At 41.0% G+C, this 24,157-nt stretch carries 21 protein-coding genes; 11 read left to right on the top strand and 10 right to left on the bottom strand.

Features of this window, described 5'->3' with window-relative positions:
- The first annotated feature begins 580 nt into the window (after positions 1–580).
- Positions 581–1,399: a KilA-N domain-containing protein gene (locus KI659_RS18140; RefSeq protein ID WP_213946807.1), complete on the top strand. Its 819-nt coding sequence runs from the start codon at positions 581–583 to the stop codon at positions 1,397–1,399.
- 588 nt (positions 1,400–1,987) lie between these two features.
- Here the strand turns inward: KI659_RS18140 and KI659_RS18135 are convergent.
- Positions 1,988–4,462 (bottom strand): DUF262 domain-containing protein, encoded by a 2,475-nt coding sequence (locus KI659_RS18135; protein ID WP_213946806.1) that lies wholly within the window; start codon positions 4,460–4,462, stop codon positions 1,988–1,990.
- Positions 4,463–4,846: 384 nt separating this feature from the next.
- Here KI659_RS18135 and KI659_RS18130 point away from each other — a divergent pair, with 384 nt between their 5' ends.
- The 6 genes from KI659_RS18130 (at position 4,847) to KI659_RS18105 (ending at position 9,113) form a co-directional block, all read left to right on the top strand.
- The gene (locus KI659_RS18130) at positions 4,847–5,656 is read left to right on the top strand and encodes a hypothetical protein (protein ID WP_213946805.1); all 810 of its coding nucleotides are present in this window, start codon (positions 4,847–4,849) and stop codon (positions 5,654–5,656) included.
- Between the two features lie 343 nt (positions 5,657–5,999).
- Positions 6,000–6,518 carry a hypothetical protein gene (locus KI659_RS18125; protein ID WP_213946804.1) on the top strand — a complete coding sequence of 173 codons (519 nt, stop codon included), beginning with the start codon at positions 6,000–6,002 and terminating at the stop codon, positions 6,516–6,518.
- Positions 6,519–6,546: 28 nt separating this feature from the next.
- Entirely contained in the window at positions 6,547–6,699 is a 153-nt protein-coding gene (locus KI659_RS18120; protein ID WP_213946803.1) for a hypothetical protein, read from the top strand.
- An 18-nt stretch (positions 6,700–6,717) separates the two neighbouring features.
- The gene (locus tag KI659_RS18115; protein ID WP_213946802.1) at positions 6,718–7,269 is read left to right on the top strand and encodes a hypothetical protein; all 552 of its coding nucleotides are present in this window, start codon (positions 6,718–6,720) and stop codon (positions 7,267–7,269) included.
- 79 nt (positions 7,270–7,348) lie between these two features.
- The gene (locus tag KI659_RS18110) at positions 7,349–8,500 is read left to right on the top strand and encodes a DUF4268 domain-containing protein (protein WP_213946801.1); all 1,152 of its coding nucleotides are present in this window, start codon (positions 7,349–7,351) and stop codon (positions 8,498–8,500) included.
- Positions 8,501–8,522: 22 nt separating this feature from the next.
- A complete protein-coding gene (locus KI659_RS18105) occupies positions 8,523–9,113 on the top strand; it encodes a DUF6642 family protein (RefSeq protein WP_213946800.1) in 591 nt (196 codons plus the stop codon).
- Between the two features lie 6 nt (positions 9,114–9,119).
- Here the strand turns inward: KI659_RS18105 and KI659_RS18100 are convergent, their stop codons facing one another.
- The 7 genes from KI659_RS18100 to KI659_RS18070 all read right to left on the bottom strand — a co-directional run bounded on the left by KI659_RS18100 (position 9,120) and on the right by KI659_RS18070 (position 18,855).
- Positions 9,120–10,151, bottom strand: a complete 1,032-nt coding sequence (locus KI659_RS18100) for a PD-(D/E)XK nuclease family protein (RefSeq protein WP_213946799.1) — start codon at positions 10,149–10,151, stop codon at positions 9,120–9,122.
- 2 nt (positions 10,152–10,153) lie between these two features.
- Entirely contained in the window at positions 10,154–10,609 is a 456-nt protein-coding gene (locus tag KI659_RS18095) for a hypothetical protein (RefSeq protein WP_213946798.1), read from the bottom strand.
- Positions 10,610–10,634: 25 nt separating this feature from the next.
- Positions 10,635–13,847 carry a type I restriction endonuclease subunit R gene (locus KI659_RS18090; protein ID WP_213946797.1) on the bottom strand — a complete coding sequence of 1,071 codons (3,213 nt, stop codon included), beginning with the start codon at positions 13,845–13,847 and terminating at the stop codon, positions 10,635–10,637.
- A 61-nt stretch (positions 13,848–13,908) separates the two neighbouring features.
- Entirely contained in the window at positions 13,909–15,159 is a 1,251-nt protein-coding gene (locus KI659_RS18085; protein ID WP_213946796.1) for an AAA family ATPase, read from the bottom strand.
- A gap of 2 nt (positions 15,160–15,161) precedes the next feature.
- The gene (locus tag KI659_RS18080) at positions 15,162–16,004 is read right to left on the bottom strand and encodes a hypothetical protein (RefSeq protein ID WP_213946795.1); all 843 of its coding nucleotides are present in this window, start codon (positions 16,002–16,004) and stop codon (positions 15,162–15,164) included.
- Positions 15,994–17,166, bottom strand: a complete 1,173-nt coding sequence (locus KI659_RS18075; RefSeq protein ID WP_213946794.1) for a restriction endonuclease subunit S — start codon at positions 17,164–17,166, stop codon at positions 15,994–15,996. The genes KI659_RS18080 and KI659_RS18075 overlap by 11 nt, the downstream gene beginning before the upstream one ends.
- 132 nt (positions 17,167–17,298) lie before the next feature.
- Positions 17,299–18,855, bottom strand: a complete 1,557-nt coding sequence (locus KI659_RS18070) for a type I restriction-modification system subunit M (protein WP_213946793.1) — start codon at positions 18,853–18,855, stop codon at positions 17,299–17,301.
- Between the two features lie 194 nt (positions 18,856–19,049).
- Here KI659_RS18070 and KI659_RS18065 point away from each other — a divergent pair, with 194 nt between their 5' ends.
- A complete protein-coding gene (locus KI659_RS18065) occupies positions 19,050–19,259 on the top strand; it encodes a hypothetical protein (protein ID WP_213946792.1) in 210 nt (69 codons plus the stop codon).
- A 344-nt stretch (positions 19,260–19,603) separates the two neighbouring features.
- A complete protein-coding gene (locus KI659_RS18060) occupies positions 19,604–19,873 on the top strand; it encodes a hypothetical protein (protein WP_213946791.1) in 270 nt (89 codons plus the stop codon).
- A 39-nt stretch (positions 19,874–19,912) separates the two neighbouring features.
- Here the strand turns inward: KI659_RS18060 and KI659_RS18055 are convergent, their stop codons facing one another.
- A complete protein-coding gene (locus KI659_RS18055) occupies positions 19,913–20,791 on the bottom strand; it encodes an agmatine deiminase family protein (protein ID WP_213946790.1) in 879 nt (292 codons plus the stop codon).
- A gap of 700 nt (positions 20,792–21,491) precedes the next feature.
- Here KI659_RS18055 and KI659_RS18050 point away from each other — a divergent pair.
- On the top strand, positions 21,492–22,622 hold the full coding sequence (locus KI659_RS18050; RefSeq protein ID WP_213946789.1) for a hypothetical protein: 1,131 nt from the start codon (positions 21,492–21,494) through the stop codon (positions 22,620–22,622).
- Positions 22,623–22,913: 291 nt separating this feature from the next.
- On the opposite strand, the gene KI659_RS18045 is transcribed toward KI659_RS18050, so the two are convergent.
- Positions 22,914–23,201, bottom strand: coding sequence for a helix-turn-helix domain-containing protein (locus KI659_RS18045; protein ID WP_213946788.1), 288 nt, complete (start codon positions 23,199–23,201; stop codon positions 22,914–22,916).
- Positions 23,202–23,963: 762 nt separating this feature from the next.
- Here KI659_RS18045 and KI659_RS18040 point away from each other — a divergent pair.
- On the top strand, positions 23,964–24,157 hold a 194-nt coding region (locus tag KI659_RS18040; RefSeq protein ID WP_213946787.1), incomplete at its 3' end, for a hypothetical protein.

The following is a 24,157-nucleotide window of genomic DNA, read 5'->3' as shown; positions in this document are numbered from 1 at the left end:
GTTTAGGGGTTTAGAAAAGCGCGAGGCGACGCCAAAAATGAAATGGGTAACGAAGGACACAACTTGTCCCGAGTAGCGGAAAGTCTTTTAGCTACTAAGGCCCGAAGGTGCTAAGTTTATTTACAGAAGATGTTTTGCCACAAAGGCCCTAAGGCGCTAAGTTTATTTACAGAAGGTGTATTTGCCACTAAGACGCCAAGTCGCCAAGTTTATTTGCGGAAGTTGTTTTGCCACGGAGGCCAAAAGTCGCCAAGTTTTCTTTGGGTCTTGGCGTCTTTGTGGTTAGATTTTTCACTAAACAGCTTTGTGCTTACCCAAAAAAAATGGATTGAAAGTGCCAATGCCATGAGATTAGTTTAAAAAGAGGGAGATACGGGTCGATCATAAAGACAGAGTTGGTTTGAAATAATATTTTTAACTTTAGGTAACAAGTGGATCAGCTTCCGTTAATCAGCTATACGATAAGCGCCCTCTGCCCGGCTACCTGGGAATGAAATAGGGAAAGGATTATTCAGGATGGAAAGCTGATCTTGTGCTCCAGCTACCGGTTTTTATCTTTTTAAATAAATTTTTGATAGGTATGGCTAAAAGCAAAATAATTGATATTGAAGGAAATAAGATTTCCATAATTTCTCAGGATCAAGATGATTTTATTTCACTTACGGATATGGCAAGGAGCCAATTGCAGGAGGTAGTCATTATTAAATGGCTGAGTTTAAAAAGTACTATTGAATATCTGGGAGAGTGGGAGTCCCTATACAACCCTGATTTTAATTATACCGAATTCGGTACAATTAAAAATGCAGCAGGAAGTAACAATTTCGTTTTGTCTGTGAAAAATTGGCTGGAACTTACCAATGCCAAAGGGCTAACCGCAAAAGCGGGTAGATATGGAGGTACGTTTGCCCATAAGGATATCGCCTTTCATTTTGGGATGTGGATAAGTCCAAGATTTCAATTGTTATTAGTAAAAGAATATCAGCGGCTTAAGGAAGATGAAAGCGATCGGTTAAGGTTAAAGTGGGATTTTCACCGAACTCTAGCCAAAGTAAATTATCACATCCATACGGACGCCATCAAGGAGAACCTTGTTCCTTCGGAAATCACTAAACATCAAGCCTCTCAAATCTATGCCAGTGAAGCCGACGTCCTCAACATGGCATTGTTCGGAAAAACAGCTAAGGAATGGCGTTTAGGGAATCCGGAAAAGAAAGGAAATGTCAGAGATTACGCTATTATTGAACAGCTTGTGGTCTTGTCTAATATGGAGAGCACTAATGCATTACTGATTCACCAAGGAATAGGACAAGGCGAACGTTTGGTGCAGCTCAACCAAATGGCCATTACGCAGATGAAATCCCTGCTGATCCATAAAACAGCCGTCAAGAAGTTGAAATGAAGTCGAAGAGCAGATTGGTTGCCACCAAGGCCCAAAGGCGCAAAGTTTATTTACAGAAGGTGTTTTTGCCACAAAGGCCCTAAGGCGCTAAGTTTATTTACAGAAGGTGTATTTGCCACACAAGCCCGAAGGCCCAAAGTTTATTTGCAGAAGTTATTTTTGCCACAAAGGCCCTAAGGCGCTAAGTTTATTTACAGAAGGTGTATTTGCCACAAAAGCCCGAAGGCCCAAAGTTTATTTGCAGAAGTTATTTTTGCCACAAAGGCCCGAAGGCGCCAAATTTTATTTGCGACTTGGAGTCTTAGTGGCTAGATTTTTCTTTGTGCCTTGGCGACTTAGGGGCTAGCTATTCTTTCTAAATTTTTCTTTGTGCCTTGGCGTCTTTGTGGCTAATATCTAAAAAATACCCTGATCACGGTATTGCGGGGGAAGTGGAGCTGAGCGTGGAGCGCTGGGCACTGTGCACTGAGCACTGCGTAAAGAATCCACGCTGGTTTTTAATCTTTTCCTCCACGGTTTTCTCCACACCACTGTGGAAGAAACTGTGTAGAATAGTTTCAAAAAAGGTTGTTAGGGAGTCTTAGGTTCCTACCCCATTACTTCTTCTTCCAACTTCCTTCCCCTCTTCTTAATACTATTCATAAATGCTCCAGCAACCTCGTCTGATAAACCAAGGTTTTGGAGCCAGCTTTTTAACTCCCGAAAAAGGTCTTGATAGGAGTGGCGGTTGTGGGAACCAAGGGTATAACGCTTGTATATCCACTGCTCTATATCGTCGTTTTGGTAGAGATTTAGCTCCTCTTTTTCCTTTAATGGTTGTAAGGAAACCTGTTCTTCTGATTCTGGTAAATAGAGTCCAAATTCGATTTTGCCCTCTCCGATTTGTTCTGGGACGTCCTCAGGAAAAACCATGTAAATCCACATGGGTTTAAGTTCCCCGGATAACTCGGGCTTCAACCAACGACTTTCCCCTACAAAATAATCCTCAAGCAGATGGTGATCGCCTGGGTTTTTCTTCCAGCATTTCTTTTTCAAGTACTTTTCCAAACCCTTTACACCTTTTTCTTCCAACAATTTATCTATCTGAAGCTGCTTGTACCAGTGAGTAATGAGGTCCAAAGACCTGTCTCGGATGAGTTCAAATACTTTCACCCCATCATTATTAAGGTCGGTCATATCAGCTGTGCTCCATTTCTTTTTACAACAGGACCATTCTAAAAATAATTGACCATTTGACTTTGGTCCATCAAACAGGTCTGGAAAGTTCTCGCGAAACGATTTGAGAGATCTGTGATTGGGGTCCTCCCCGTTACAATAGAATTTGACCTTGGGAGTTTTGTTACTGTCCATGCGATTGAGGGCGTAGGGCCAGGCTCTTAAATTTCCAATCGAATTGTACCAATCATAAAGAATAGGGGCAACCTTCCGTTTTCTGTGAAAAAATTCGTAAGGATAAATATGATCCCAGTCAAAAGGTTGATTGGTGTCCTCTAAAATGTAATGCTCATCCGAAAATAGCTTGGCTAGGAATGCCCTCTGGTTATACAAGACCAAACTTTTGTTATTTAGTACTCTATGGATTAAGATGTCGAACTCCCAAGCGGTCTTTTTGTTGAATCTGTCTATAGTATTGGTGTTTTTCCTTAAACTACCAGACTTGATGGTTTGGATAATCTTTAAACCTGGGATAGCAGGCAAAACATCATTCAACTGCGCCCTTTGCAGCAGGCTGGAAGACCAGAAAAACTCTGAATCTGTTTTGAGCAAGGGCTGGATTTGCCGAAGAAGTTTGTTGTATTCCTGTTTTTTCACCAGCCAATGTAACAGTGAAATTATTCCCAATGCTCTCCTGTGTAAATCCTTATCTTTCTCCAGATCGTCTTTTTCGATAGTGGTTCGGTAAAAAAGGATGAAAAGGAGTTCCGGTGCCAATTGCCGGAAAATGGGGAAGGGAAAGCCGAAAGGAAGGCTGACACCGTTGTAAACCAAAAGATTTCTGATTCTCAGGATTTGCTCCCCGTCTATTAAATCTTTTAAAAAGAAAATAAAGGGTTCGGCCTCTTGCTGGATCCTTTTCTGAAAATCTTTGGGCTTAATCCTTAAACCAATATTGCTGCTGGATTTGGCTTTTTGCAGCAGAAAAAGCCGATATGCAATCATGATGAAGTGCTGTGGTGGGCTGAAGTTGCCGCATGCTTTTTCCAGCTGGTTTTGTAAATCGGGTGATAGGTGGGCCTTGAGTATGGAATAATTCAATTCATCAGCGCTTAAGGGGGTACCACTGGAATTCAGCCTCACAAAAAGATTTTCCAGATCATCTATGCCTCTTTGCTCCTCGTCTTGGGAAGTGGAAAGGTAGACAAAGGGGATCTTTTGTTTAGTAAGACATTCTTGGAAATGGTCAAAGTAGTCCTTAGCTTTATCATTAATGGCTTCTTTGGTTTTTGCTTCATTATCATCTTCTTCTAGTTTAGCAGCCAAGAGAGATGGATAATGGCACCAATCCTGCAATTTTTCAATGAATTCACTGGAATCCTTGGTGGAAGTGAAAAAGCTCAAGGGGATGGGAAAAACTGCTTCATAGGGGTAGAACTCATTTAAGTCCGCCTTTAAATAATCCTGCTGCTTGTACTTCTTCAAAGCCTCCCGGATATTGGAGGCTGTAAGGCGTTTTTTGTTGTCTGCTAGCTGGTAACCCCAAGGATGGGACTTGGTAATGACACGGAAAACATACTTCCTGGAATCCCCATCAGGCAAAGGCTTTGGGTCGATATCGACAAATATCTTGAGGTTTTTTTCTGAATCCCGAAAAGTACCATCGTTGAAGGCTAGGCTTATGCAAGTGGCCCGTTGCTGACCGTCCAAAAGTAGCTCCAATGAGTCATCCATTTGCGTTGGTTTGGAGATCACAAACGAGCCCACGGGATACCCTCTTAACAGCGAATCCCAAAAATCCTCAATTTGATGCGGCCTCCATGCAAATCCCCGCTGAATGTTGGGCAGTTTGATGCTTGTGAGAGCTGATGGTAACTCGGCTAAAGAGATAAATTTGGAATCGGTCATAGAGGTAATGAATAAAAATGAAATAAATTCGAAAAAGGGAGATTTTTAAAACTAAGGAATCTATAGCGAAATATCAATGGCAGGGGAACTGGGCGGCGCTGAGAATGGAGCACTGAGCGCCAGGCATTAGGAGCCCGCGTCCCATTTGTCCTTTAAACCCCATCATCCATTAAACCTTTTTCATAATCCCTTAAATTTTCCCACTTTTAAGCAAAAATACCCTGATCGCGGTATTGCAGGGGGAGGGGGAATGGGGTACTTTAGCGGAGGCAGTGGAAATAAGTGTGCCCAAGGTAAATATATCCTTCTGATGGAGGCTGATTAGTTTACCGGTATGGTCAAGTAACAATACGGGTAAGTAATTTAGACACTTAACAGCAACAAATGAAGAACATTGAAAAATATAAAAAGGACTTACAATTCTTAATAGAAAAAGGAGATAAATTGGATAATTCTATAAAATATGAGTGTTATCCTGAGAATATTGAAAGTCAAATTAAAGCTGCCTTTAAGGACGACAAAAAAGTTAAAGAGTATATTCAAAAGATGCTTCCATTTAATAAGGAATATCAAAGTTGGTATTCTGAATCGCTTGTATTGATTAAACAACTATTGCCTGACAGACACAGTGACTTTGTAAGGTTATATGAAAAGCCTAAGACTCGAAAAACTATTGCGTATGGGAATTATGTGATGGAAGATTATTTACAAAATTTAGTTGTTAAAAGTAGCTTTGGTGATAAAAAAGTTGGACCTGAAGCCGCTATAAATCAATTTGAGCAACAATTAAATATCTTAAAGTCAATAGAGAGACGATTTGAAAGTACCCTTTTTGACATACGACAGTTGGTTCAGGCAGACTTGTTCGACAGTGAGCTAGAAGCAGCAAAAGAACTCAATAAAAACAAATTTAAAAGGGGGGCAGGAGCAATTGCAGGAGTTGTTCTTGAAAAACATCTAGGACAGGTATTGACTAATCATAATTTAAAATCAACTAAAAAGAACTCTTCTATTTCAGACTTTAATGACATTTTGAAATCCGCAGATGTTTATGATACTCCAACTTGGAGGAAAATTCAGCATTTAGGAGACATAAGAAATTTGTGTGACCACAATAAAACAAGAGAGCCCACAAAAGTAGAAGTAGATGAACTAATATCAGGCGTGGAAGCAATTATCAAGACAATATACTAGAAAACCTACTTCTAAAAGGGGTTTGGCAAAGGAGAATGCCTGCCCCTACCACGGGTTATACTTCATGTAGAAATAGAGAAATATTATGAATAGCCTCTAAAACTCTGCCCACCCTCACCCACCTCATCCCCATAGAAGCCGTACAGGAGCGGGATATTGATTTGCTGATTTTGGAGGAGCTGATTTGCAATCCGGGTTTTGTGCAGTGGATGGTGGGGAAGACTGGTGGAAATGGGAAGGCTATTGATTTTGTTTGGGCCTGGCATTCCCTCTGCCAGGAAAACCTGGGGGAAAGTGATGTGGTGTTTCAGGGGAAGATGGGGGGAGGACGATGTGCTTTTTTATGTCGAGAACAAAATCAACGCTGGGGCTACAGCACCTACAGGCCGAACGGTATAGGCAGCGAGGGGAGGTCAGCGTAAGGGATGGCGTCTGCAGCCGCTATTTCACTATTTTGGTAGCTCCCCAAAGGTACTTGGACGGAAAGGGAGGCTTTGACTTTACGCTTTCCTATGAGGCGATTGAAAACTGGTTCCTCGATCAAGGGGAATTGGGTGCAAGGGGAAAATACAAGGCCAAGGTACTGAAGTCAGCCATTGAAAAACAGAGGCGGGGCTATGTACCTGTTCCCAACGACATGGCCACCCGCTTTTGGTGGTCCTACTATGGCTATGTGCAGGAAAATTACCCTTTTCTCAATATGCTCAGGCCTCAGGAAACCGTCCCGAGTGGATCCAGCTTTTTTACTTTCAAACCAGAGGCCCTTAATTTGGATAAAGCGGATTGGATTTATCACAAAGGCTATGGAGCGGTAGGCCCTACAATTTACAGGATAAGGAGGACAGCTGGACGAACTGATTGAACGTTATCGCCACACGCTTAGGGATGGTATGAAGCTAGTCATAACAGGCAAATCCGCTTCTCTTTTAATCAAGGTTCCCAGGATTGAAGTTAGGGAGGATTTTGAAGAGCAGCTGCCAAAAGTAGAGGAGGCTTTGCAGAGGGTGAAGGAGGTGTATGAGTGGGGGAGGGAGAATTTATAACGCAATAAATTTTTAAATATGACCAAGTCAATTTATGATGATGATTTTCAACTTCAGAAAGAGGATCATTCTTACCATTACCAAGAAGAATTAACCCCAAAGCTAGATGCTTTAAAACAGCCTTTCGATCAAGGGGTCATCAATGAAATAGTCCTCTGGAAGGTAAATAGGTATGCAGGGGTTCAGAAGGAAACCTTAGGCCTGCTCAACCAAATTGATTCCGATGCCAAGGAAATGGATGAAGACCTGACAAGGGAGGTCTTAAAGGGTTTACTGAAAACAAAAGGGATTCAGCTTCCCATGGCTTCCACCATCCTGAGGTTTAAAAACAAAAATGTTTATCAGATAATAGACCAGCGGGTCTATAGGATTATCTATTCCGGGGAAACTTTGAAAACCCCCACATACTGCAGTGAAAGAAGTATTCAGTCACAAATCGAACTGTATTTTAAATATCTTACAGACCTTCATAAAGCTTGCGAAAAATTAGACATCCCATTTGAAGCATCGGATAGAATTCTCTATATGGCTGATAAGCGGGTGAATAAGGATAGCTCCCTTGCTAAATAATAGCAGTTAAGTTTGACAGCAATCTTTTGATTCCTTCACAATTCTGCTTATTTTACTTAAATCTTTAATTTTTCTGAATATGTACCTAATTGATACCCAAACCAATCGAATCAAAACGCTTGCAAAAAAAACATTTTTAGATCTTGGTTTTAAAGAGCGGCAGCATTTGCAAGAATGGCTTGCCAATAAGCCGGAAGCACTTGGAGAAGAACTATTGTTAATTCAAAAGGAATTTGATGGATTTAATGATACCAATGAAAGACTTGATCTGCTTGCCTTGGATAGGGAGGGGAACCTGGTTGTCATTGAAAACAAGCTTGATGATACAGGAAGGGATGTTACGTGGCAGGTTTTGAAATATGCGTCCTATTGTTCAACGTTGACTAAAGAGCAAATTAAAAACATTTACCAATCATACTTGGACAAAAATGGAATCCAGGAAAATGCCGGTGATAAATTGGCCACATTTTATAATCAGGAATATGATGAAATCACCCTCAATCCTGGCCATACCCAAAGGATGATTGTAGTTGCTGCGAATTTCAAAAAGGAAGTTACTTCAACAGTACTTTGGTTAGCGAATTACAAGCTTCGTATCCAATGTTTCAAAGCTACTCCTTTTGCGCTGGAAGATCAGCTGTTCCTAACCTTGGAGCAGATAATTCCGACAAAGGATACTGGGAACTACATTATCAGTATGGCGGATAAAACCCAGGATGAGATTAACACTCAGGAAAGTGTAAAAACGAGACATCATTTAAGGTTTGAGTTTTGGACAATGATACTCCCTAAACTTAAAGGACGAACGCCTATTTTTCAAAATACCAATCCCACCAAAGATCACTGGCTTAGTGCTGGAGGAACTGGAATCAGCGGGGCCCGTTATAATCTTCTAGTAACGAAGAACTATGCGGGCGTACAACTGGAATTTGGCAAGTCCAGTAAAGAGGAAAATAAGCGTCTATTTGATGAATTGCAGGAATATAGGCCCATAATAGAGGAGAAATTTGGAGAAGCTCTTGTTTGGGAAAGGCTAGATGATAATATCAGTAGTCGGGTTAGCTACAATTTGCCAAACGTAAACTTCTTTGATAAAAATGATTGGCAACAAATTCTTGACTTTTTGATACCCTCCATCATCAAACTCGAAAAAGTGATGCGGGAACCTCTCGTAAAAGTCAAGCAGAAGGTTAATGCTATGGGGGAGATTGAGTTGGAAGTGGAGAGTTAATCTTAAATTAATCTTTATGCTCATGGATTACAATCAATATATCTTCAGCTTAGAGGGAGAGTGGGAAGGAACCCTGAAAAGCAAAAACACCATTGAACCGACCTTGGAATTTTTGCAACATGCCTATAAAATCAAATTCATCCACCGTCGTGTTGCTTTGAAAGAGGACCTTATTTATTATTTAGACCAAGCAGTTAAAGCTAAATACAGTAATTATAACCTTATACATTTGGCTTTCCACGGAAGTTCAAAGGAAATATGGATGGCAGACAACAAGTCATCTGTAGGCCTGGAAGAATTAGCCGAAAGGTATGAGGGTAGGTTTAAAGGAAGAACTGTCCATTTTGGGAGTTGCAAAACTTTGAAGGCTTCCCCAGCTGAATTAGAGTATTTTCTAAAAATGACAGAGGCTGAGTTGGTTTCTGGTTATACTGTTGATGTAGATTTTATAGACTCTGCCATTTTTGAAATAGCTTACTTTACATGGATGCAGGAATATAAGCAAAAGTGGAGGGTGCCGATCAAATTGAAAGATGAATACCCTTTACTCTTTGAAAGGTTAGGTTTCGTTGCTCTATCTAAAAAGAGCTCGGATATAATAATGACAGAATAGCCTTATTTATGTCTTTTTGAAGGCTAAGGGTGAGGTTCTTCTAAGTTCCTTTACCGTCTCCAGCCCTCCTTCCAAAAACCCTTTAATCTCCGTAAAATGGTCATTGGTTTTGGAGTCCAAAAAGGTGCTTAAGGGCTTTACGTAACAGATTCGGTGGTCACCTCTTTCAAACTGGATCCATCCTGTTTGTTGTGAAAGAGACTTGAATTCTTTGAAATTGTCTTCAATTTTGTAGGCTTTTGTTGGTACAGAGATAATAATTCCTACCTGTGGATTATCCCAAATATCCTCCCACCAATAAAACCCTATGCTTAACCAGTATTCAATGCTATCATTCTTTAAGCTGACATAATTTGAATATCCATTTTCAGCCAATTTGGAACTGCGGCTGGAATAGGTGGAGCAGCCTTTGAATTCGTCATTCAATATTTTCGAGAAATAAGCCAACACCTCATCCATCTTGCTGATGGTTGAGGATATCGTCTTTAGTGCCAATAAATCTTCGATGCTGAAATTCTTTGGATCTTCCATGCCGTGTGCTTTTAGTAGTTTTTTTAGTTCTTGGGTAATTTGTTGGTGCTCTTCACATATGAGGGTGAAGATTTCATGCCATCGCAGTTGCTTGAACTTTAGGCCATCTCCATCGGAAAGCTCCTTAGGGTCAAAATATTTGGTAAGGTAGATGAGATGCTTCTCCTTATCCTGATGGGAATTGCTTTTCCTGAGGTACTCTGAATAGTTTGATAATTGCTTTGGATTCTCCGACGACTCCACCTTACACTCAATCAGGATAATTTTCCCTTCAGTTTCGATAACTATATCAGGCCTTCCGGATGTGTCGGCTATATATTGGCTGCTGACCCTTACCCCTTCCTCGGGTAAGTCCAACTGTAGCAAAAGACTGAACTCACTCCTGAATGAGCAGTCATTCTCCAAACAGTAGGTGAGTATCTCTATCAGATAATTTTCCAAAGGAGAATGGTTTTCTCTTTGTCGGTAAGAGAACAATCGGCTAAAAAATGGCATTGGATTAATCATATCTAAACTCCTACCAAATCCTTATTCTTTGAATTTTTCTTCTCGTGTCTTTTTAAAACAATGTCATCATATACTAAACCCAAGAACATTATTAATTGTAAACCCATTATTGACCCGATTCCCCACTCCCCTGAAATGTCAAAATAGAATCCGATTATTATAGGAATGTAAATTATAGGGATGGAGACTACGGCTCCCATGATGGCCCCTAGATGTACTCCTCCTGCTGCAGCTAGGTCAACATAATTGAAATGGGACATTAAAAAAGCATTTACCAACCAAATCGGAGATCCGATAGAAAAAGCTATCAATAATAACTTTACGGTATCCAAGTCATAAAACAGCTGCTGGTAATAAATAAAAATAAATAAAACTCCTGACCCCATCACGGCAATAAGGAATAGTAGGACTGTAATCACAGCAGGGGCTTTTACATCCTTTAAATCAATTGACATCATATTATAGGGTTATACGGTAATTTATTTATTTAATTCTATACTTCTTAAAATTCTCCGCCTGCTCAAATATCTCCTTATACACCTCATCCCGGTCTACGGGGGGGTAGTCGTTTTCGGCCAGTAGGATGATCAGGTCTACTTTCAGCTCTGCCTTGATGTCGTCCCGCTTGCTCCAGTCGGTGTATTTGGCTTTGTCATCCACTACTTCCTTTACCTCCTGGGCAAGGGAAAGCAATTTGTCTTCAGGGTAATTGAAATCATATTTAACTGCCAAGGCCTTTAGGATGTCATAAAATACCTTGGCCTCGAAGTCTATGCCCAGGTCCTTGTAGGTTTCCTTTTCCTTTCTCAGCTGGTGGTATAGGTCTATGATCTCATCTGTAAAATCCTCCAATACACTGCTGACCAGTACATCGGCTTCTTTGCGCTCGTTGTACTTTTCCACCAGTTGCTCCATTTTCTTGGAAAAGTCAGTTCCCTTTGCCCGGTTTACTTTCCTAAACTCATCTATGGCTTTGGCCAATAGTTTCTGTAGGAGCTTGATCTTGGTGTGCGGCAGTTTGATCTTGTCGATTTTGGCCAAATAGTCCGGGTCGAAAATATCCACCTCTTTTTGCTTCTCGTCCCCAAGCTTGAAGATTTCCTCGACTCCTTCCGATTCTATGGCCGCCTGCACCATTTCCCTTACCCGAGCATTCATGATGGCGGTGTCCGGCGCATCTCCTTTGGTAAGCTTGTAGACGATGGATCTGACGGCAATGTAAAAGTGGATGAGGTCCCTTTCGGTTTGTGCAAAAGCATCAGCGCCTGAACTGATATCGTAGGCGGCCTTCATCCTTTTAACAAGGTTCATAAAGCGCCTTTCGGTTTCCTTGGTCAGCTGCACGTATTCTGCGGCCATGTTTAAGGTGTCCAGCTGCTGCATTGGCGAACCTTTAAAGTATTGGCTGCTGTCAAACTTTTGGAATGCCCTGTTTAAGAGGTCCAGATGGTTTCTTACCACCACGATGGACTGCTCTATGTCTTCAAAGTTTTGGCTGTCCACTTTGTTGTATTGTGCCAAGGCCAGGTTCATCTGCTTCTTGATGCCGATGTAATCCACCACAAGTCCCTTTTCTTTGCCCTCAAACTTCCTGTTGACCCTTGAGATGGTCTGTATCAGGTTGTGCCGCTGTATGGGCTTGTCGATATAAATAGTGTCAAGGAAAGGAACATCGAAACCGGTCAGCCACATGTCTACTACTATGGCTATTTTAAAATTGGATTTGGCATTCTTGAACTGCCGGTCCAGTTCCTTTCGGTACTCTTTGGATCCAAGTAACTCGTATTGATCCTTTGGATCGTCCTTGCCCCGGGTCATGACCATTTTGATCATTTCCATGGGCTTAATTTCTTTTTTATCCTTCTCACTCAGTGAAACAGCCGGGTCTGCCACACGAACCTCCGCCCATTCTGGCCTCAGTTCAATGACGTTTTTGTAAAAGATATAGGCAATCTCCCTGCTGCTGCACACAAACATGGCTTTGCCCATCACGGAAGAGCCTTCGGCTATCCTTTGCTCATAATGATGGACAAAGTCGGCTGCCAGATCCTTCTGCCTGTCCGGATCTCCGATGATGGAAGCCATCTGGGCCATGGCTTTTTTGCTGGTCTCAATCTGGTAATCATTGCTGCCTTCTTCTGCGCATTGGTTGTAGTAGGCCTCTATTTCCTGCAGCTTGCTGTTGTTGAGCAGGACTTTGGCTGCCCGGCCTTCATAGACTATCCTGACGGTGATTTCGTCCTTCACAGACTCAGTCATGGTATAGGAATCTACAATATCCCCGAATACATCCAGGGTGGCGTCTATCGGTGTGCCCGTAAAGCCCACAAAAGTGGCATTGGGAAGGGAGTCGTGAAGGTATTTGGCAAAGCCATAGGATTTGCTTACGCCTTTTTCAGTTACCCGTACCTTTTGGTCAAGGTTGACCTGGGAGCGGTGGGCTTCATCGGAGATGCAGATGACATTGCTCCTATCGGTCAGCAGCCTGCTGTCTTCTGTAAACTTGTGGATGGTAGTCAAAAAGACCCCACCGCTGTTTCTTCCCTGCAACTGCTCCCGGAGGTCCTGCCGGCTTTCTACAGAGACCACATGGTTATCCCCTATGTAGCCTTTGGCATTGGTAAACTGGCCCGACAGCTGGTCGTCCAAGTCGGTACGATCGGTGATCAATACAATGGTCGGACTTGCAAATAGGGGGCTTTTCATCAGGAGGCGTGTGAGGAAAAGCATGGTATAGCTCTTGCCGCAACCCGTGGTGCCAAAGTAGGTGCCTCCCTTACCGTCGCCATAGGGTTTTTGGTGCTGTTGGATGTTTTCAAAAAGTTTGCGGGCTGCATAGTACTGGGGATAGCGGCACACGATTTTTTCGTTCTTCTTGGAGCTGTCGGGCAGGTAGATGAAGTTTTGGACGATATCCAATAGCCTGTGCGGCTCCATCACTCCATGGATGAGGGAATAGAGGGAGCCGATCCCGTCCACTTCCTTTTCCTCGCCTGTGATTTTCCTCCAGGCATAGAAGAACTCATAGGGAGAAAACAGGGAGCCCAGTTTACTGTTTACCCCATCACTTATGACGCAGAAGGCATTGTATTTAAACAACTCCGGAATGTCCCGCTGGTACCGCAAAGTGAGCTGTTTGTAGGCATCATACAGGTTTGCTTCCTCCCGTATGGCACTTTTGAATTCAAAAACAACCAATGGCAGTCCATTGATATAGAGAATACCGTCCGGAATGCGTTTTTCCTGATACTGGATCTCCAGCTGGTTGACTATCCTGTAAATATTTTGGTCGGAGGCATAGGAGAGGGGAGCCGGCTCGGCGGCCTGGTCTGCTTCCTGCGCATGGTTGGCTTGATGGTGGGAAATAGGCCGGAAGTCAAGCAGCTGTATGAAAAAGTCCTTGTCCTGTGGATTTTCCCGCTTGAGCACAAAGCCGTCGCTGAGCCATTCCATGAAGGTTTTGTTGCTGGCATACAGGTCGGAAGCAGGCAGGTTTTCCAGGTTTCGGATGATCTGCTCTATTTCTCCTGGGTGTATTTCCTCCTTACGGTACCTGCTTTTCAAAAACGCCCTTAGATCATCCAGGATCAATACTTCAGACAGACCCCTGCTGATGATCTTTACATTCAGGTGTTCAAAACCTTTTTCTTCCAGCAATTGTATGATCAGGGATTCTAATTTGGCTTCTGTGAACATGGTCAAATTATTGATTTTGTTAGGTCTGTTGGGAGGTTAGTAGTTAAAATAAATTTTTTAATTAACTCTTAAAAAAGTTCAGAATTTTATCTGGGAAACCAAGTGGTGCTTTTTCTCCAATGTTAGTGTTTTTTCTGATTGATATATTGTTTCCTAAATATCTAATAAATTCTTTCTTTATTTTTTTATTTATATCTCTCATGTTCTTGAAGTTAGAAACCTTAATTTCATTTACTAGATGCTTTTTTATTTGGTCTGTTAAATCAACTTCATATTCAGATAATACTTTTTTACCAATACTATTGGCTCTAAATTCAATGTATTTTCTTTTTTCTTCATCGCTTAGAAGGGTGAAGATGCATTTGTAGTCAAATCTTGAACGCAACTCAGGTGAAATTCTTTTTTTGAAATCCTCTTTGGTGATATTGGAAGTAAATATGATGATAAAACCGTTTAAATCAATTTGTTCACCTAAAGAACTCTCTAATATCCCTGTTTCTAAAACATTTAAAAAATAATTAAATAAAGTGGCGTTTGATTTTTCAAACTCATCTATTAACAATACTCCAACATCGGAGTCTCTTACTTTCATAAAAATTTCACCATCTTCACTATCTCTATAACCTCTTGAGGCTCCAATTAAAGAGCTTAATGAAAATTCACTGCTGTAGTTTCCAAAGTTTATTTTGGCGAATTTTTTTTCTCCTTTTAAACAGTTGAAAATTGTTCTTGCGACCTCTGTTTTACCAACCCCAGACTCTCCCATTAAGAATAAAGATAAAATTTTATTTTCTCCCAGTTTGTTGAAGACTTGAAAGATTCTAACTTGTTCTTCAAAATCATCCTTAAATTTTGAATGTCCGTACAGGTTTTTATTAAAATCTATGAAAAATTGGGTTAACTGATCGTCATGTAAATCAGTGACTTTTTTATGAAGTTTTAGAGGAGTATTATTATTTGGGTCTTTATTTTTTGAAGAGTTTAGTTTTTCATACGACGTTTTGTCAATGTTTTCAAAAGTTTCAAATATGAATCTTAATTCATATTCAACTGTTTCTTTTTTTGACACATCGCAGATAAAAAGTTGTGTATCTGGAATTTGATCCAACAGCTGTTCTGTTATAGATTGAATATTTTTATATTCCGTAATTACCGAAATATCAATTATTTCATTCTCATAATCATTGATATTTATGGAGTCTATATTGTTGATTAATTTGGAAATACTAATAATAGAAAACCCGTCTAAGTTTTTTGAGAGCTTATAGTCGTAATAATCCTCTTTCTCATAAAATAGAAGACTTTTGCTCATAATTATTTTATATTAACATTTTGAATTATGGCAAGTAAGTCAATATAATGGTACTCATTTTCATCCCCTGAGCTTTTAAATTTAAAGCTTGGGTTTGTTGGAGTATTATAATGGCTTTCTTCTATTTCTTCGTCTTCGATAGCTTTTGGAAAAGCATTTTGAAGTTCTCCAAGTTCTTGAAAATACTGGAAAGAGTTTTTTAAATCATCAATTTTTATTTTTCCTTTATAAAGGCCTACTATACTTACTTTTCCTACAAATAAATCATCAACACTATATGAACTTTCAAATTCACTCTCAAATGTTAGTGGTATTTTAATTAAAAATTTGATTTCAGTCCCACTAGTTTCTCCTTTAATTTTGTAAGCATAGTCCTTGAACATAGAATTGAAAAGGTTGTTGATATCAATCCCATTTGTACCAGGAGCTACTAAGTCTTTTAAAGCTCCACTATTAATGAATTTAACAATTCTTAGCTCATCTTCATTCTCAAGGCTTAACTTGACATTGTCAATTTTCACCAATTCACCTTCTTTTAAGTCTTTTCGATCCGTAAATATTTTGCTTTTTCGAATCACTTCATCAAGTATTAATGATTTAGTAGTCTTAATTTCAAATGTTTCAAGAACCTTTTTAGAGCCAGAGCTTTTTAAATTTCCTCCAGCTTCAGCTTCTCCAAGTTTAAAAAGGTCTAAAATACTAAATCCTAATTTTGTTTTTAAGTATGCCTCACCTTCAATATTTTTATCTTTTTCTACTTGCTGGCCTGCAAGAACCATGTTGTTTAACATCATTTTAATCTCATAAACCTTTGGGAAGTTGATGTAATATATATTAAATATCATAGCATTCTTTCAAGATTGAAGGTTCATTCTGTGCTAACTTAGACATTGTTAGTAATTTTAACTCGTCAAGTTTGTGATTTTCACATGTTTTTAATAATATGAACTTATATAAACTGGAAACTTCATTATTGTATTTGTTTTTTAATTTTTCTGGAGGGTCAATTATTAATTGGTTTTCAAAATCTTTTGTAACTAATGCTCCAAATACAGCTCCAACAGCTTCTTTTTTAAGGTTCTGCATCGTTTGAAGTGCCAATTGATGAAGGTAAAATGGATTTTTTCCAGAAATTGAATAACAACTTTGATTCATTGTCATGCTACTCCCTGCAATTGTTACTGCGCCGACTGTTCCACGTGCCGTTACAAATATTGTATCTTTTGGGTACAGTTTTGTACTACTATTATTTAATCCTTCATGAGTAATGCTTTTTAAGGTTTTTGTAGAATAATAGTGGTTTCCTATATCAGCAGGAGTGAAAAAAGGTATTTCACCATTCCAAAACGATTGATTATTTGTGTCAGGAGTTCCTCCTCCTCCTAATTTAACCACATCCGTAAACCTGTTAAGCTCCCAGCCTTCAGGTAGGTTCTCACTATTTACCCCCTCTACAAACCACCTCCTATAAATCGTCTGCGCCGTATCCTCCAGCTTTAGGATCAGCTGATCGTTGAGCTGAATGCGCTTTTCTATTGCCTGATATTCGGCTACGATTTCACGCTGCTGTTCTAGTGAGGGAACAGGGAGCATGACATCGCACATATCATCCCAGTCAAAAATTTCTCTTACACTTCCATGTGAAATGAATCGAGCATAACGATCAAACTCAGGTCTTTTAAACCACATCATCAAATATTCCGGGAGTAGCTCTTCGTGATCGGTAATCTCAAATATTGTATACGCTTGGGATACTAATGCCGCATCATAATTTTCTAGAAGAGCCAATCCTATTTTATCCCCTCTTCTAGAAGTATCAGGGATATAGGTAAATTGGTTTCGTTTAACAATTTTATATTTCCCAAAATCAGTGCCTACAGTATTAGCAATTGAGGGTATAAATACTTTGGCTACTGAAACACCTAATAAAGGAAAATCTTTTTCCTCCTTATTCCGAACATCTATTTTTCGGATATATTTGCCTAACCTTTTATAATCCTCTCTCATTTCCTCAATTGCTGTTTAATATTCAATTTTTAGTGGGGCCAACTCAATTTGGCAGACAGTGTCTTCCATATCTGACTTTCATCATAACAGACCTCATTCGCTGATAATATCTTTCTTGGATAGGTTGAATTCTTATCCAATTTCATAGCCCAAAGTTTTGAAGACTTCCTTCAACTCCTTTTTACTGGCCTCTTCCTGCTCCAGTAACTCCTTAAATTCGATCTGCAAAGCTTTCATCTTTTCATCAAAATCAAGATGCTCGTCTCGGTTTACAAAAGCGATGTACTTGCTTGGTACCAGGGAGTAATCTTTCTTTCGGATTTCTTCTAGAGAAGCGGAGTAGCAGAACTCAGGAATGTCCTTATAACCCTCAGACTGCCAATTATGATAGGTGCCTGCGATTTTTAGAATATCCTCATCCGAAAACTGGGTAAACTTCTTTTCAAAGGGAATACCTTCCTGCCGGAGATCCATAAACAATACCTCATGGGTTCTGTCTCTGTATTCACGGGTTTCTTCAGGAAGCTGTACAGTTCTGGCAGTTTTATTCTTATTTAGAATCCAAAGGGTAACAGAGATATCCGTTGTATAAAACATGTTCCTGGGCAAAACCAAAACTGCTTCCACCAAACCGTTTTCTACCAGTTTTTTACGGATCTTATATTCTTCCCCACCTCCCGACAGGGCGCCGTTTGCTAAAATAAATCCTGCCACACCGTTCTCCGAAAGCTTGGAGACAATGTTGAGGATCCAAGCATAGTTGGCATTGGAGGTAGGGGGCACCTCATAGCCCATCCACCGGGGATCGTCGGTGAGTTCATTGCTTGCCCTCCAGTCTTTTTGGTTGAAGGGTGGATTGGCCATGATGAAGTCGGCCTTGAGATCAGGGTGCTGGTCCTTGGCAAAGGTGTCTGCAGGCACATCACCCAGGTTGGCGGATATGCCCCGGATGGCCAGGTTCATCTTGGCCAGCTTGTAGGTAGTCGCCGTATATTCCTGCCCATAGATGGACACCTCCCTTGTATTGCCGTGATGGGCTTCTATGAATTTGATGGACTGTACAAACATGCCGCCGGAGCCGCATGCCGGGTCATAGATGATGCCCTTGTAAGGCTCTATCATTTCGGCAATCAGGTTGACGATGGATTTTGGGGTATAAAATTCTCCCTTGCCCTTGCCTTCGGCCAGTGCAAACTTGCTCAGGAAATACTCATACACCCTGCCGACGATGTCCTGTTGCTTGTCTTGAATCGTATCAATATTGTTGATGGTGTCCAGCAATGCAGCCAATTTGCTGACGTCCATGTTGAGCCGGGAAAAGTAATTGTCCGGCAGGGCACCCTTAAGTGAAGGGTTGTTTTTCTCCACGGTGTACAGTGCCGTATCTATGCGGAGTGCAATATCGCTCTGCTTGGCATGCTGAATGATGTAGGACCAGCGGGATTCCTCGGGAAGAAAGAATACGTTTTTCATGTTGTAAAACTCCTTCATCTCGAGGTACTTTTCCTTGCCTTCGGCAATCAGTTCTGCTTTGCGCTCCTCAAACTTGTCCGAGGCAAATTTGAGGAAGATCAGGCCCAGCACCACATGTTTATATTCAGAAGACTCCACCGTGCCTCTCAGCTTATTGGCGGAGTCCCATAGGGTTTCTTCTATACTCTTTGTTTTCTTAATCGCTTTTTTTGCCATTACTTGTTACTTTACCCGATAAACCTACTAAAATATGCTGACATTTTCCTTGGCTAATGGAGGTTGTGACAGCTTTTGTCGGGGTTTTAGAATTATGATTCACTAAGCTGTAAACTTATCCTATCTCATACTGGAATACAATACCGTGATTGGGGTATTTTTTGCAAAGAAGGATAATAAAAAGGCTGCCTGTAATGAAAATAAGCTTTTATGATTGCGTAACTGACCATTTGGTACAGGTCGCTTTGGCTTACGCCGGCTTTGCTTCCGTCAGCTTGTTTTTTTATTGGACTACTCATTGGACCACCTATTGGACCACCATAAGGAACCTAAAAATCGAATGGGATGAGGGGAACGCTGGCAAAATGGACCAAGGGAGTGGCATGACGCCTACCTATCCCTAAAGTTTCACCCATGGTCTACCTATCCCCAGCGTTACCCCAGCTTTACCCTAACGTTGCCCCTAGACTGGTGGGGCTTTGCTTTGGCTCTTTGAGGGAGATTGTTGATCAAAATGGCAGACTCTGACTCTTATATTTTGAAGGATGTAGTAATGACAGGTACTTCAAGTTTTTGATGAATTAAAGAACATTTTCCTTTCTCCATTCAAGCAACTGTGGAGAACCTTGGCTTTGTTTGCCTTCTGCGCTGGTGTGTTGAAATTGGGACACAATTATTATATCAACAAACAAATCTGTATTCATTAAAATAATCTATTTTTAGTCATCATCTTCTTTAATTGTTACCTATGCCCATCAAGAATAGTGGCTCTACTTCTTTTGGAATGTTTCTGGTTTCACTGCTCCTCATGATTTCAGGAGTAGTGATGGTTGTCAGAAATCTGGTTGCTGTAGGTATAAACAGCAGAACCCTGCAATCATCTGGTTTCGGGGGCCACTACCTCATTCTAATAGGGTTGGTTTTCCTTGGGGTTGCTTATTATTCCCTATCTCCGTTTAGCAGGTGGAGAAATTTGAGTATTCGTAAAGTGATTAAAAAGGGAAAATCTAAAAAATAATAGTAAGCTTTTCCTACATATAGGTTTGGAGCAACTTAGTTAGGTGTTTTTTAGCTCTTGGTTAGCCTTAGTTACCAAAGCCCTCCTCACATTCCAGCTCACACAATTCAACACCCCTCCCTCATCGGCAATCTCATTGCTGTCCACCGTGACAATCCTTTGGCCCGGAAACAATCCCTCAAACTGCCTTTCTACCGCTTCATCCTCTGGCAGGTCGAAGGTCGGGAGGAGGATGGTGTTTTCCATCTGAAGGTAATTGATGTAGTCTCCATTGGCTTGGTTGTAGGATTTGTTTTGGTAGACGTTGTAGGGGATCTTGATGTGGTCCAGGCCGGTGTTGCGGATGGCGGTTTCGAAGGCGCGGTGGAACGATGCCTTTTCCCTGCTGAAATCATTGATGAGCACCGTGTTTTCACCGAGAAATCGGACCATCCCGTCGGCATGGCCGGTAAAGTCGCCGGGCTGCTCGGGGATGAGGTGGATCCTGTCGACCTCCAACAGTTCGTGAAGGCTGGAGAGAAGTTCTTTTCTTTCATAGGCAGGGTTGTCCTGGAAAATCCGTTCGGTCATGATGGCCTGATAGCTCCACTTCACCACATTGCCCCCGTCCAGGATGATGTCGGAAGGGACAGCGTCAATGCCAAGCTGCCTGCAGATTTCCGCGGTATTGGAGATGGTTTTGCGGTGTACTGCGTATTTGGTCAGGTATGGAGGCTCGTACCTGAAGCGGACAAACTTGTCGGTATCAATCTGGATTGGCATATAATCCACCGCCCACACGTCCTTGGTGCCGGGGAGTAGTGCATATTCAATCCCGCAATCCAGGAGGGTCTTCTCCAGGTGGGTGAAAAAAGTAGGGTACTTTTTAGGAAGGGTATCCGCCAAGTAAAGGAAATTAGTTTGGTCGTCGCGTATCATGGGCTTGGGGTTGATGGGTTCAAGATAGGGGGAAGGGATCCGACAAGCAATACCGTGATTGGGGTATTTTTGGGGATGAGGGTGGATACCTCTCGCGGATTTCAGGGATTACACTGATTTGGGAAAAAGAGGTTAAAACAAGTTGCACGAAGGGATGAGGGGGGGTCCTCTCGCGGATGACTCCGATTTCGCGGATTTTGGAATGAGGTGGCCATGGGGACACAGTGAAAATAAAAAAAGATGGCCACAGATGCACTGATGGAAAATGGGGCACTAAGTACCCAAAGTAAAAAATAAGTCGCACAAAGTGGATGAAGGGGAATCCTCTCGCGCCTGCCTGCCATCCCACCAAGGACATAAAGTAAAAGCAAGTTCAGTTCACCTGAAAGGGCTCAATGTTGATGCATTACTGCTGGCATCTTTTAAAAGGGGGCGAATTCGACTCCTTTAATAACAGGGTTGTTAAGTTCCTCCTAGAGGCTAAGATATTGAGGTCGCATCCAGTTTTTGACCACCTCCTATGGCTCTGAGGTTTTTCGGGCTTGCAATATCGGTGTCAACTAAAGTTTTTTTGCTATTCTAAAAAATAATTTGTTAGTTTACAGATCTAGGTCTCTTTTCAAAGGAAAGAGCTAATAGGCGGCTTAATAGAAAGCCACATTTCTTATTTTTTCTTAGGTATTCAGAAAACACTTATCTTATGAAGGCTCTAAATTTTCATTTCTCTATTTTATTTTTCTTCATTGCAACCACACTTCAAGCTCAGTTTAAATTAGTAAAAGTTGATGAATTCAACATCAATTCTCTCTATCCCGTAGAGATAGTGGATTTTAATGTTGACAGTGGTAGATTTCTAGGTTATGAAAAAGAAGGGTATGGATTTACAGTGTTATTAGTAAAAGAAAATGGGGAAATTGATAAAAAACAAAGCCTGAAAGGGCAGGGGCCGGGTAAATTTAACTCCGCCATGAATTTTTTGGGTTTTGGGGATAAGGGAGATGTTTGGGTGATAACACCAAATCAGTTGATAACTTACGATTATCATTTGGAACATAAAGGAAGTGAAAAGTTTGCGTTAAATAATGCGTTTTTTACTTCGCTGATGTCCCAATCCCCCATCTATTATTATAAAAACGGGAACAAATCAAGTCTGGCAATTGTGACCTATCCTTCAGGTACAGCTTCTTTTATGAAAGCCAAAAGCTTAGAAAAGGAATTTTTGGTGGAAGTTTTTAATTTGGAGGACAGAGAGTCATCTTTTTTGGCTCCAGTTGGGAAACGTCCATTTTACAGAAGTTTGGATAATTCTGTCGCAACTATGTATAACCCAATTTTTGTGCAGGACAAAGAGAGTGCTAGGCTTTTTGTTACCGCAACCTTGGATAATGAGATTACTGTTATTGATTTACAGACGGAGAAAGTTCTATCCAATATTAAAATCAATCATGGTGATTTTGGAAGTTTTAAGAATCTTCCCATTTCGGATAGAAACTTACCTAGCTATCCGCCCTATACCCTTGCGTCTATCAATAGAAAGATTCTTTACTTAGATGGAGAGCTGATTGTGTTGGATTATGTTAGAGAAATTCCCTCAGGAACTTTTAAAAAGAAAAGGACGGACGATCCCTCTTATCACCATTTTAATGATCCTTTCTATCATAGGTTAATTCTATTTAACCAAAAAGAACAACTATCCAAAGATATCGCTTTGCCGAAAAATGGAAAGCTTATGATAAGTCTACCGGGAAACCGGCTGTTATTTCAAATCATTGATCCCGAAGTTGAAGATGATTTTTTTCGATACGAGATATATGAAGTTGTCAAAGGGTAAATCTCTGGCCAGCTTTACCTGCTATAAGCTGTTAGCAGCCCGGAGTCACTTCCTCTTCAAGAAATGGGGGAGAAAAATAAAAAGAAAGCTGGAAGGGAGCTCAAAGGTGGTACCTATGATGAGATGCCGGAGATGGCTCTGCAGAGGAGCGCTTAGTATAGTGAATTATAGTTCCCTAGAACCAAAAGCCTCCGATTCCTAGGAAGCTTCATTACCTCTCTTAGATCTATTTTAATACATTTCCTTTTGCAAGGGTATATTAATTAACCAAAGTGAAATGAAATCTAGGTTTTAGGGATTTCTCTTTGAAAAGTCGAAGTCATAATCTATTAACTCTTTTGGATGAACTCCAAGTCCTCTTGCTAATTCGAACAAGGTAGTAAGGGTAAGGCTTGAATCTTCTTTTTTCTCTAGGACACTTATTTTTGAATGATGAATATCACATCTAAGGGATAATTCTCTTTGTCCTAAGCCTTTTTCCTCTCTGAATCGAATAAGGAGCTCTCTGAACTTTCTCATCCTTTCAACATCTCTTGGTTTCATTTTAGCTGCCATATCCCTAAGCTCAGGGATAATCAAAAAAAATCTGTTATTAGTTCTTGTAACATTGAGATTTTTGATTTAAATTAGCAGGAGTTAAATAGAAGAGGAATTTGAAATATCCAATTCCTTTAATAGTTTAGCGAATCCTACATATAAAGCTATTGTAGCATTCGCACTTTACGTCTCGAAACTGAAAACGACCAATTTTCCAATACGAACGAGATTAAAAGTGAGAAATGCTCACGCCATTGGCGTGGGCTACTCGCTTGCTTGTTCGCCGGTGCTTGGTCGTACCTCAGTTTCAAGTAAGAAAGAGGGTCCACTCCAATGGCTTTATTTTTTGCAGAGGCGTTCCTATATAATAATTATGGAACAGCAACAATTCAAACCTACATATCTGCGCTACGGCTCTCCTGCATGGGCCGCCTGCTGCTGTGCTGTTTCCTTATGCTCCCAAAATTTCTATCAAACCTTGAAGCAATTACAGAGAAATCTGATTAAAAGCCCGGATTGAGGCTTCGCTGTTTATTTGGCTGCGCCGATTATGGTTTACTTGGCTTCGCCGCTTACGTGGCTTCGCCGTTTATGGGCTTCGCCGCTTACGAGCTTCGCTGTTTATGGGCTTCGCCGTTTATTGGCTTCGCCGGTTCTGGCTTCGCCGTTTACTGGCTTCGCTGTTTATTTGGCTGCGCCGCTTATGGTTTATGGTTTATGGAATTCCGGATTTTTAAACCATAAACTTTCCCCGCAGGGGAAAAATAAGCTTTAAACCAAAACGGTATTGACTTAAAAAAAAGAATGCATCAATTCTTCGGGGGAGAGGTATGCGCTGTGGCTTCGCCGTTTATTTGGCTGCGCCGCTTATGGTTTACATGGCTGCGCCGTTTATTTGGCTTCGCCGCTTACGAGCTTCGCTGTTTATGGGCTTCGCCGATTATGGTTTATGGGCTGCGCCGCTTACGAGCTTCGCTGTTTATGGGCTTCGCCGTTTA

This window comes from Litoribacter ruber, from assembly GCF_018449405.1.
Lineage (GTDB): Bacteria > Bacteroidota > Bacteroidia > Cytophagales > Cyclobacteriaceae > Litoribacter > Litoribacter ruber.
This window is presented reverse-complemented; position numbering and strand designations above follow the sequence as displayed.

What these genes read in the sequence shown, in the direction of transcription:
- KI659_RS18130 (WP_213946805.1), top strand. Translation starts at nt 4,847, where the DNA reads ATGAAGAACATTGAAAAATATAAAAAGGACTTACAATTCTTAATAGAA.
- KI659_RS18110 (WP_213946801.1), top strand. Translation starts at nt 7,349, where the DNA reads ATGTACCTAATTGATACCCAAACCAATCGAATCAAAACGCTTGCAAAA.
- KI659_RS18080 (WP_213946795.1), bottom strand. Translation starts at nt 16,004, where the DNA reads ATGATATTTAATATATATTACATCAACTTCCCAAAGGTTTATGAGATT.
- KI659_RS18115 (WP_213946802.1), top strand. Translation starts at nt 6,718, where the DNA reads ATGACCAAGTCAATTTATGATGATGATTTTCAACTTCAGAAAGAGGAT.
- KI659_RS18095 (WP_213946798.1), bottom strand. Translation starts at nt 10,609, where the DNA reads ATGATGTCAATTGATTTAAAGGATGTAAAAGCCCCTGCTGTGATTACA.
- KI659_RS18100 (WP_213946799.1), bottom strand. Translation starts at nt 10,151, where the DNA reads ATGATTAATCCAATGCCATTTTTTAGCCGATTGTTCTCTTACCGACAA.
- KI659_RS18125 (WP_213946804.1), top strand. Translation starts at nt 6,000, where the DNA reads ATGTCGAGAACAAAATCAACGCTGGGGCTACAGCACCTACAGGCCGAA.
- KI659_RS18060 (WP_213946791.1), top strand. Translation starts at nt 19,604, where the DNA reads ATGCCCATCAAGAATAGTGGCTCTACTTCTTTTGGAATGTTTCTGGTT.
- KI659_RS18090 (WP_213946797.1), bottom strand. Translation starts at nt 13,847, where the DNA reads ATGTTCACAGAAGCCAAATTAGAATCCCTGATCATACAATTGCTGGAA.
- KI659_RS18050 (WP_213946789.1), top strand. Translation starts at nt 21,492, where the DNA reads ATGAAGGCTCTAAATTTTCATTTCTCTATTTTATTTTTCTTCATTGCA.
- KI659_RS18085 (WP_213946796.1), bottom strand. Translation starts at nt 15,159, where the DNA reads ATGAGCAAAAGTCTTCTATTTTATGAGAAAGAGGATTATTACGACTAT.
- KI659_RS18135 (WP_213946806.1), bottom strand. Translation starts at nt 4,462, where the DNA reads ATGACCGATTCCAAATTTATCTCTTTAGCCGAGTTACCATCAGCTCTC.
- KI659_RS18105 (WP_213946800.1), top strand. Translation starts at nt 8,523, where the DNA reads ATGGATTACAATCAATATATCTTCAGCTTAGAGGGAGAGTGGGAAGGA.
- KI659_RS18140 (WP_213946807.1), top strand. Translation starts at nt 581, where the DNA reads ATGGCTAAAAGCAAAATAATTGATATTGAAGGAAATAAGATTTCCATA.
- KI659_RS18065 (WP_213946792.1), top strand. Translation starts at nt 19,050, where the DNA reads ATGAAAATAAGCTTTTATGATTGCGTAACTGACCATTTGGTACAGGTC.
- KI659_RS18055 (WP_213946790.1), bottom strand. Translation starts at nt 20,791, where the DNA reads ATGATACGCGACGACCAAACTAATTTCCTTTACTTGGCGGATACCCTT.
- KI659_RS18075 (WP_213946794.1), bottom strand. Translation starts at nt 17,166, where the DNA reads ATGAGAGAGGATTATAAAAGGTTAGGCAAATATATCCGAAAAATAGAT.
- KI659_RS18070 (WP_213946793.1), bottom strand. Translation starts at nt 18,855, where the DNA reads ATGGCAAAAAAAGCGATTAAGAAAACAAAGAGTATAGAAGAAACCCTA.
- KI659_RS18120 (WP_213946803.1), top strand. Translation starts at nt 6,547, where the DNA reads ATGAAGCTAGTCATAACAGGCAAATCCGCTTCTCTTTTAATCAAGGTT.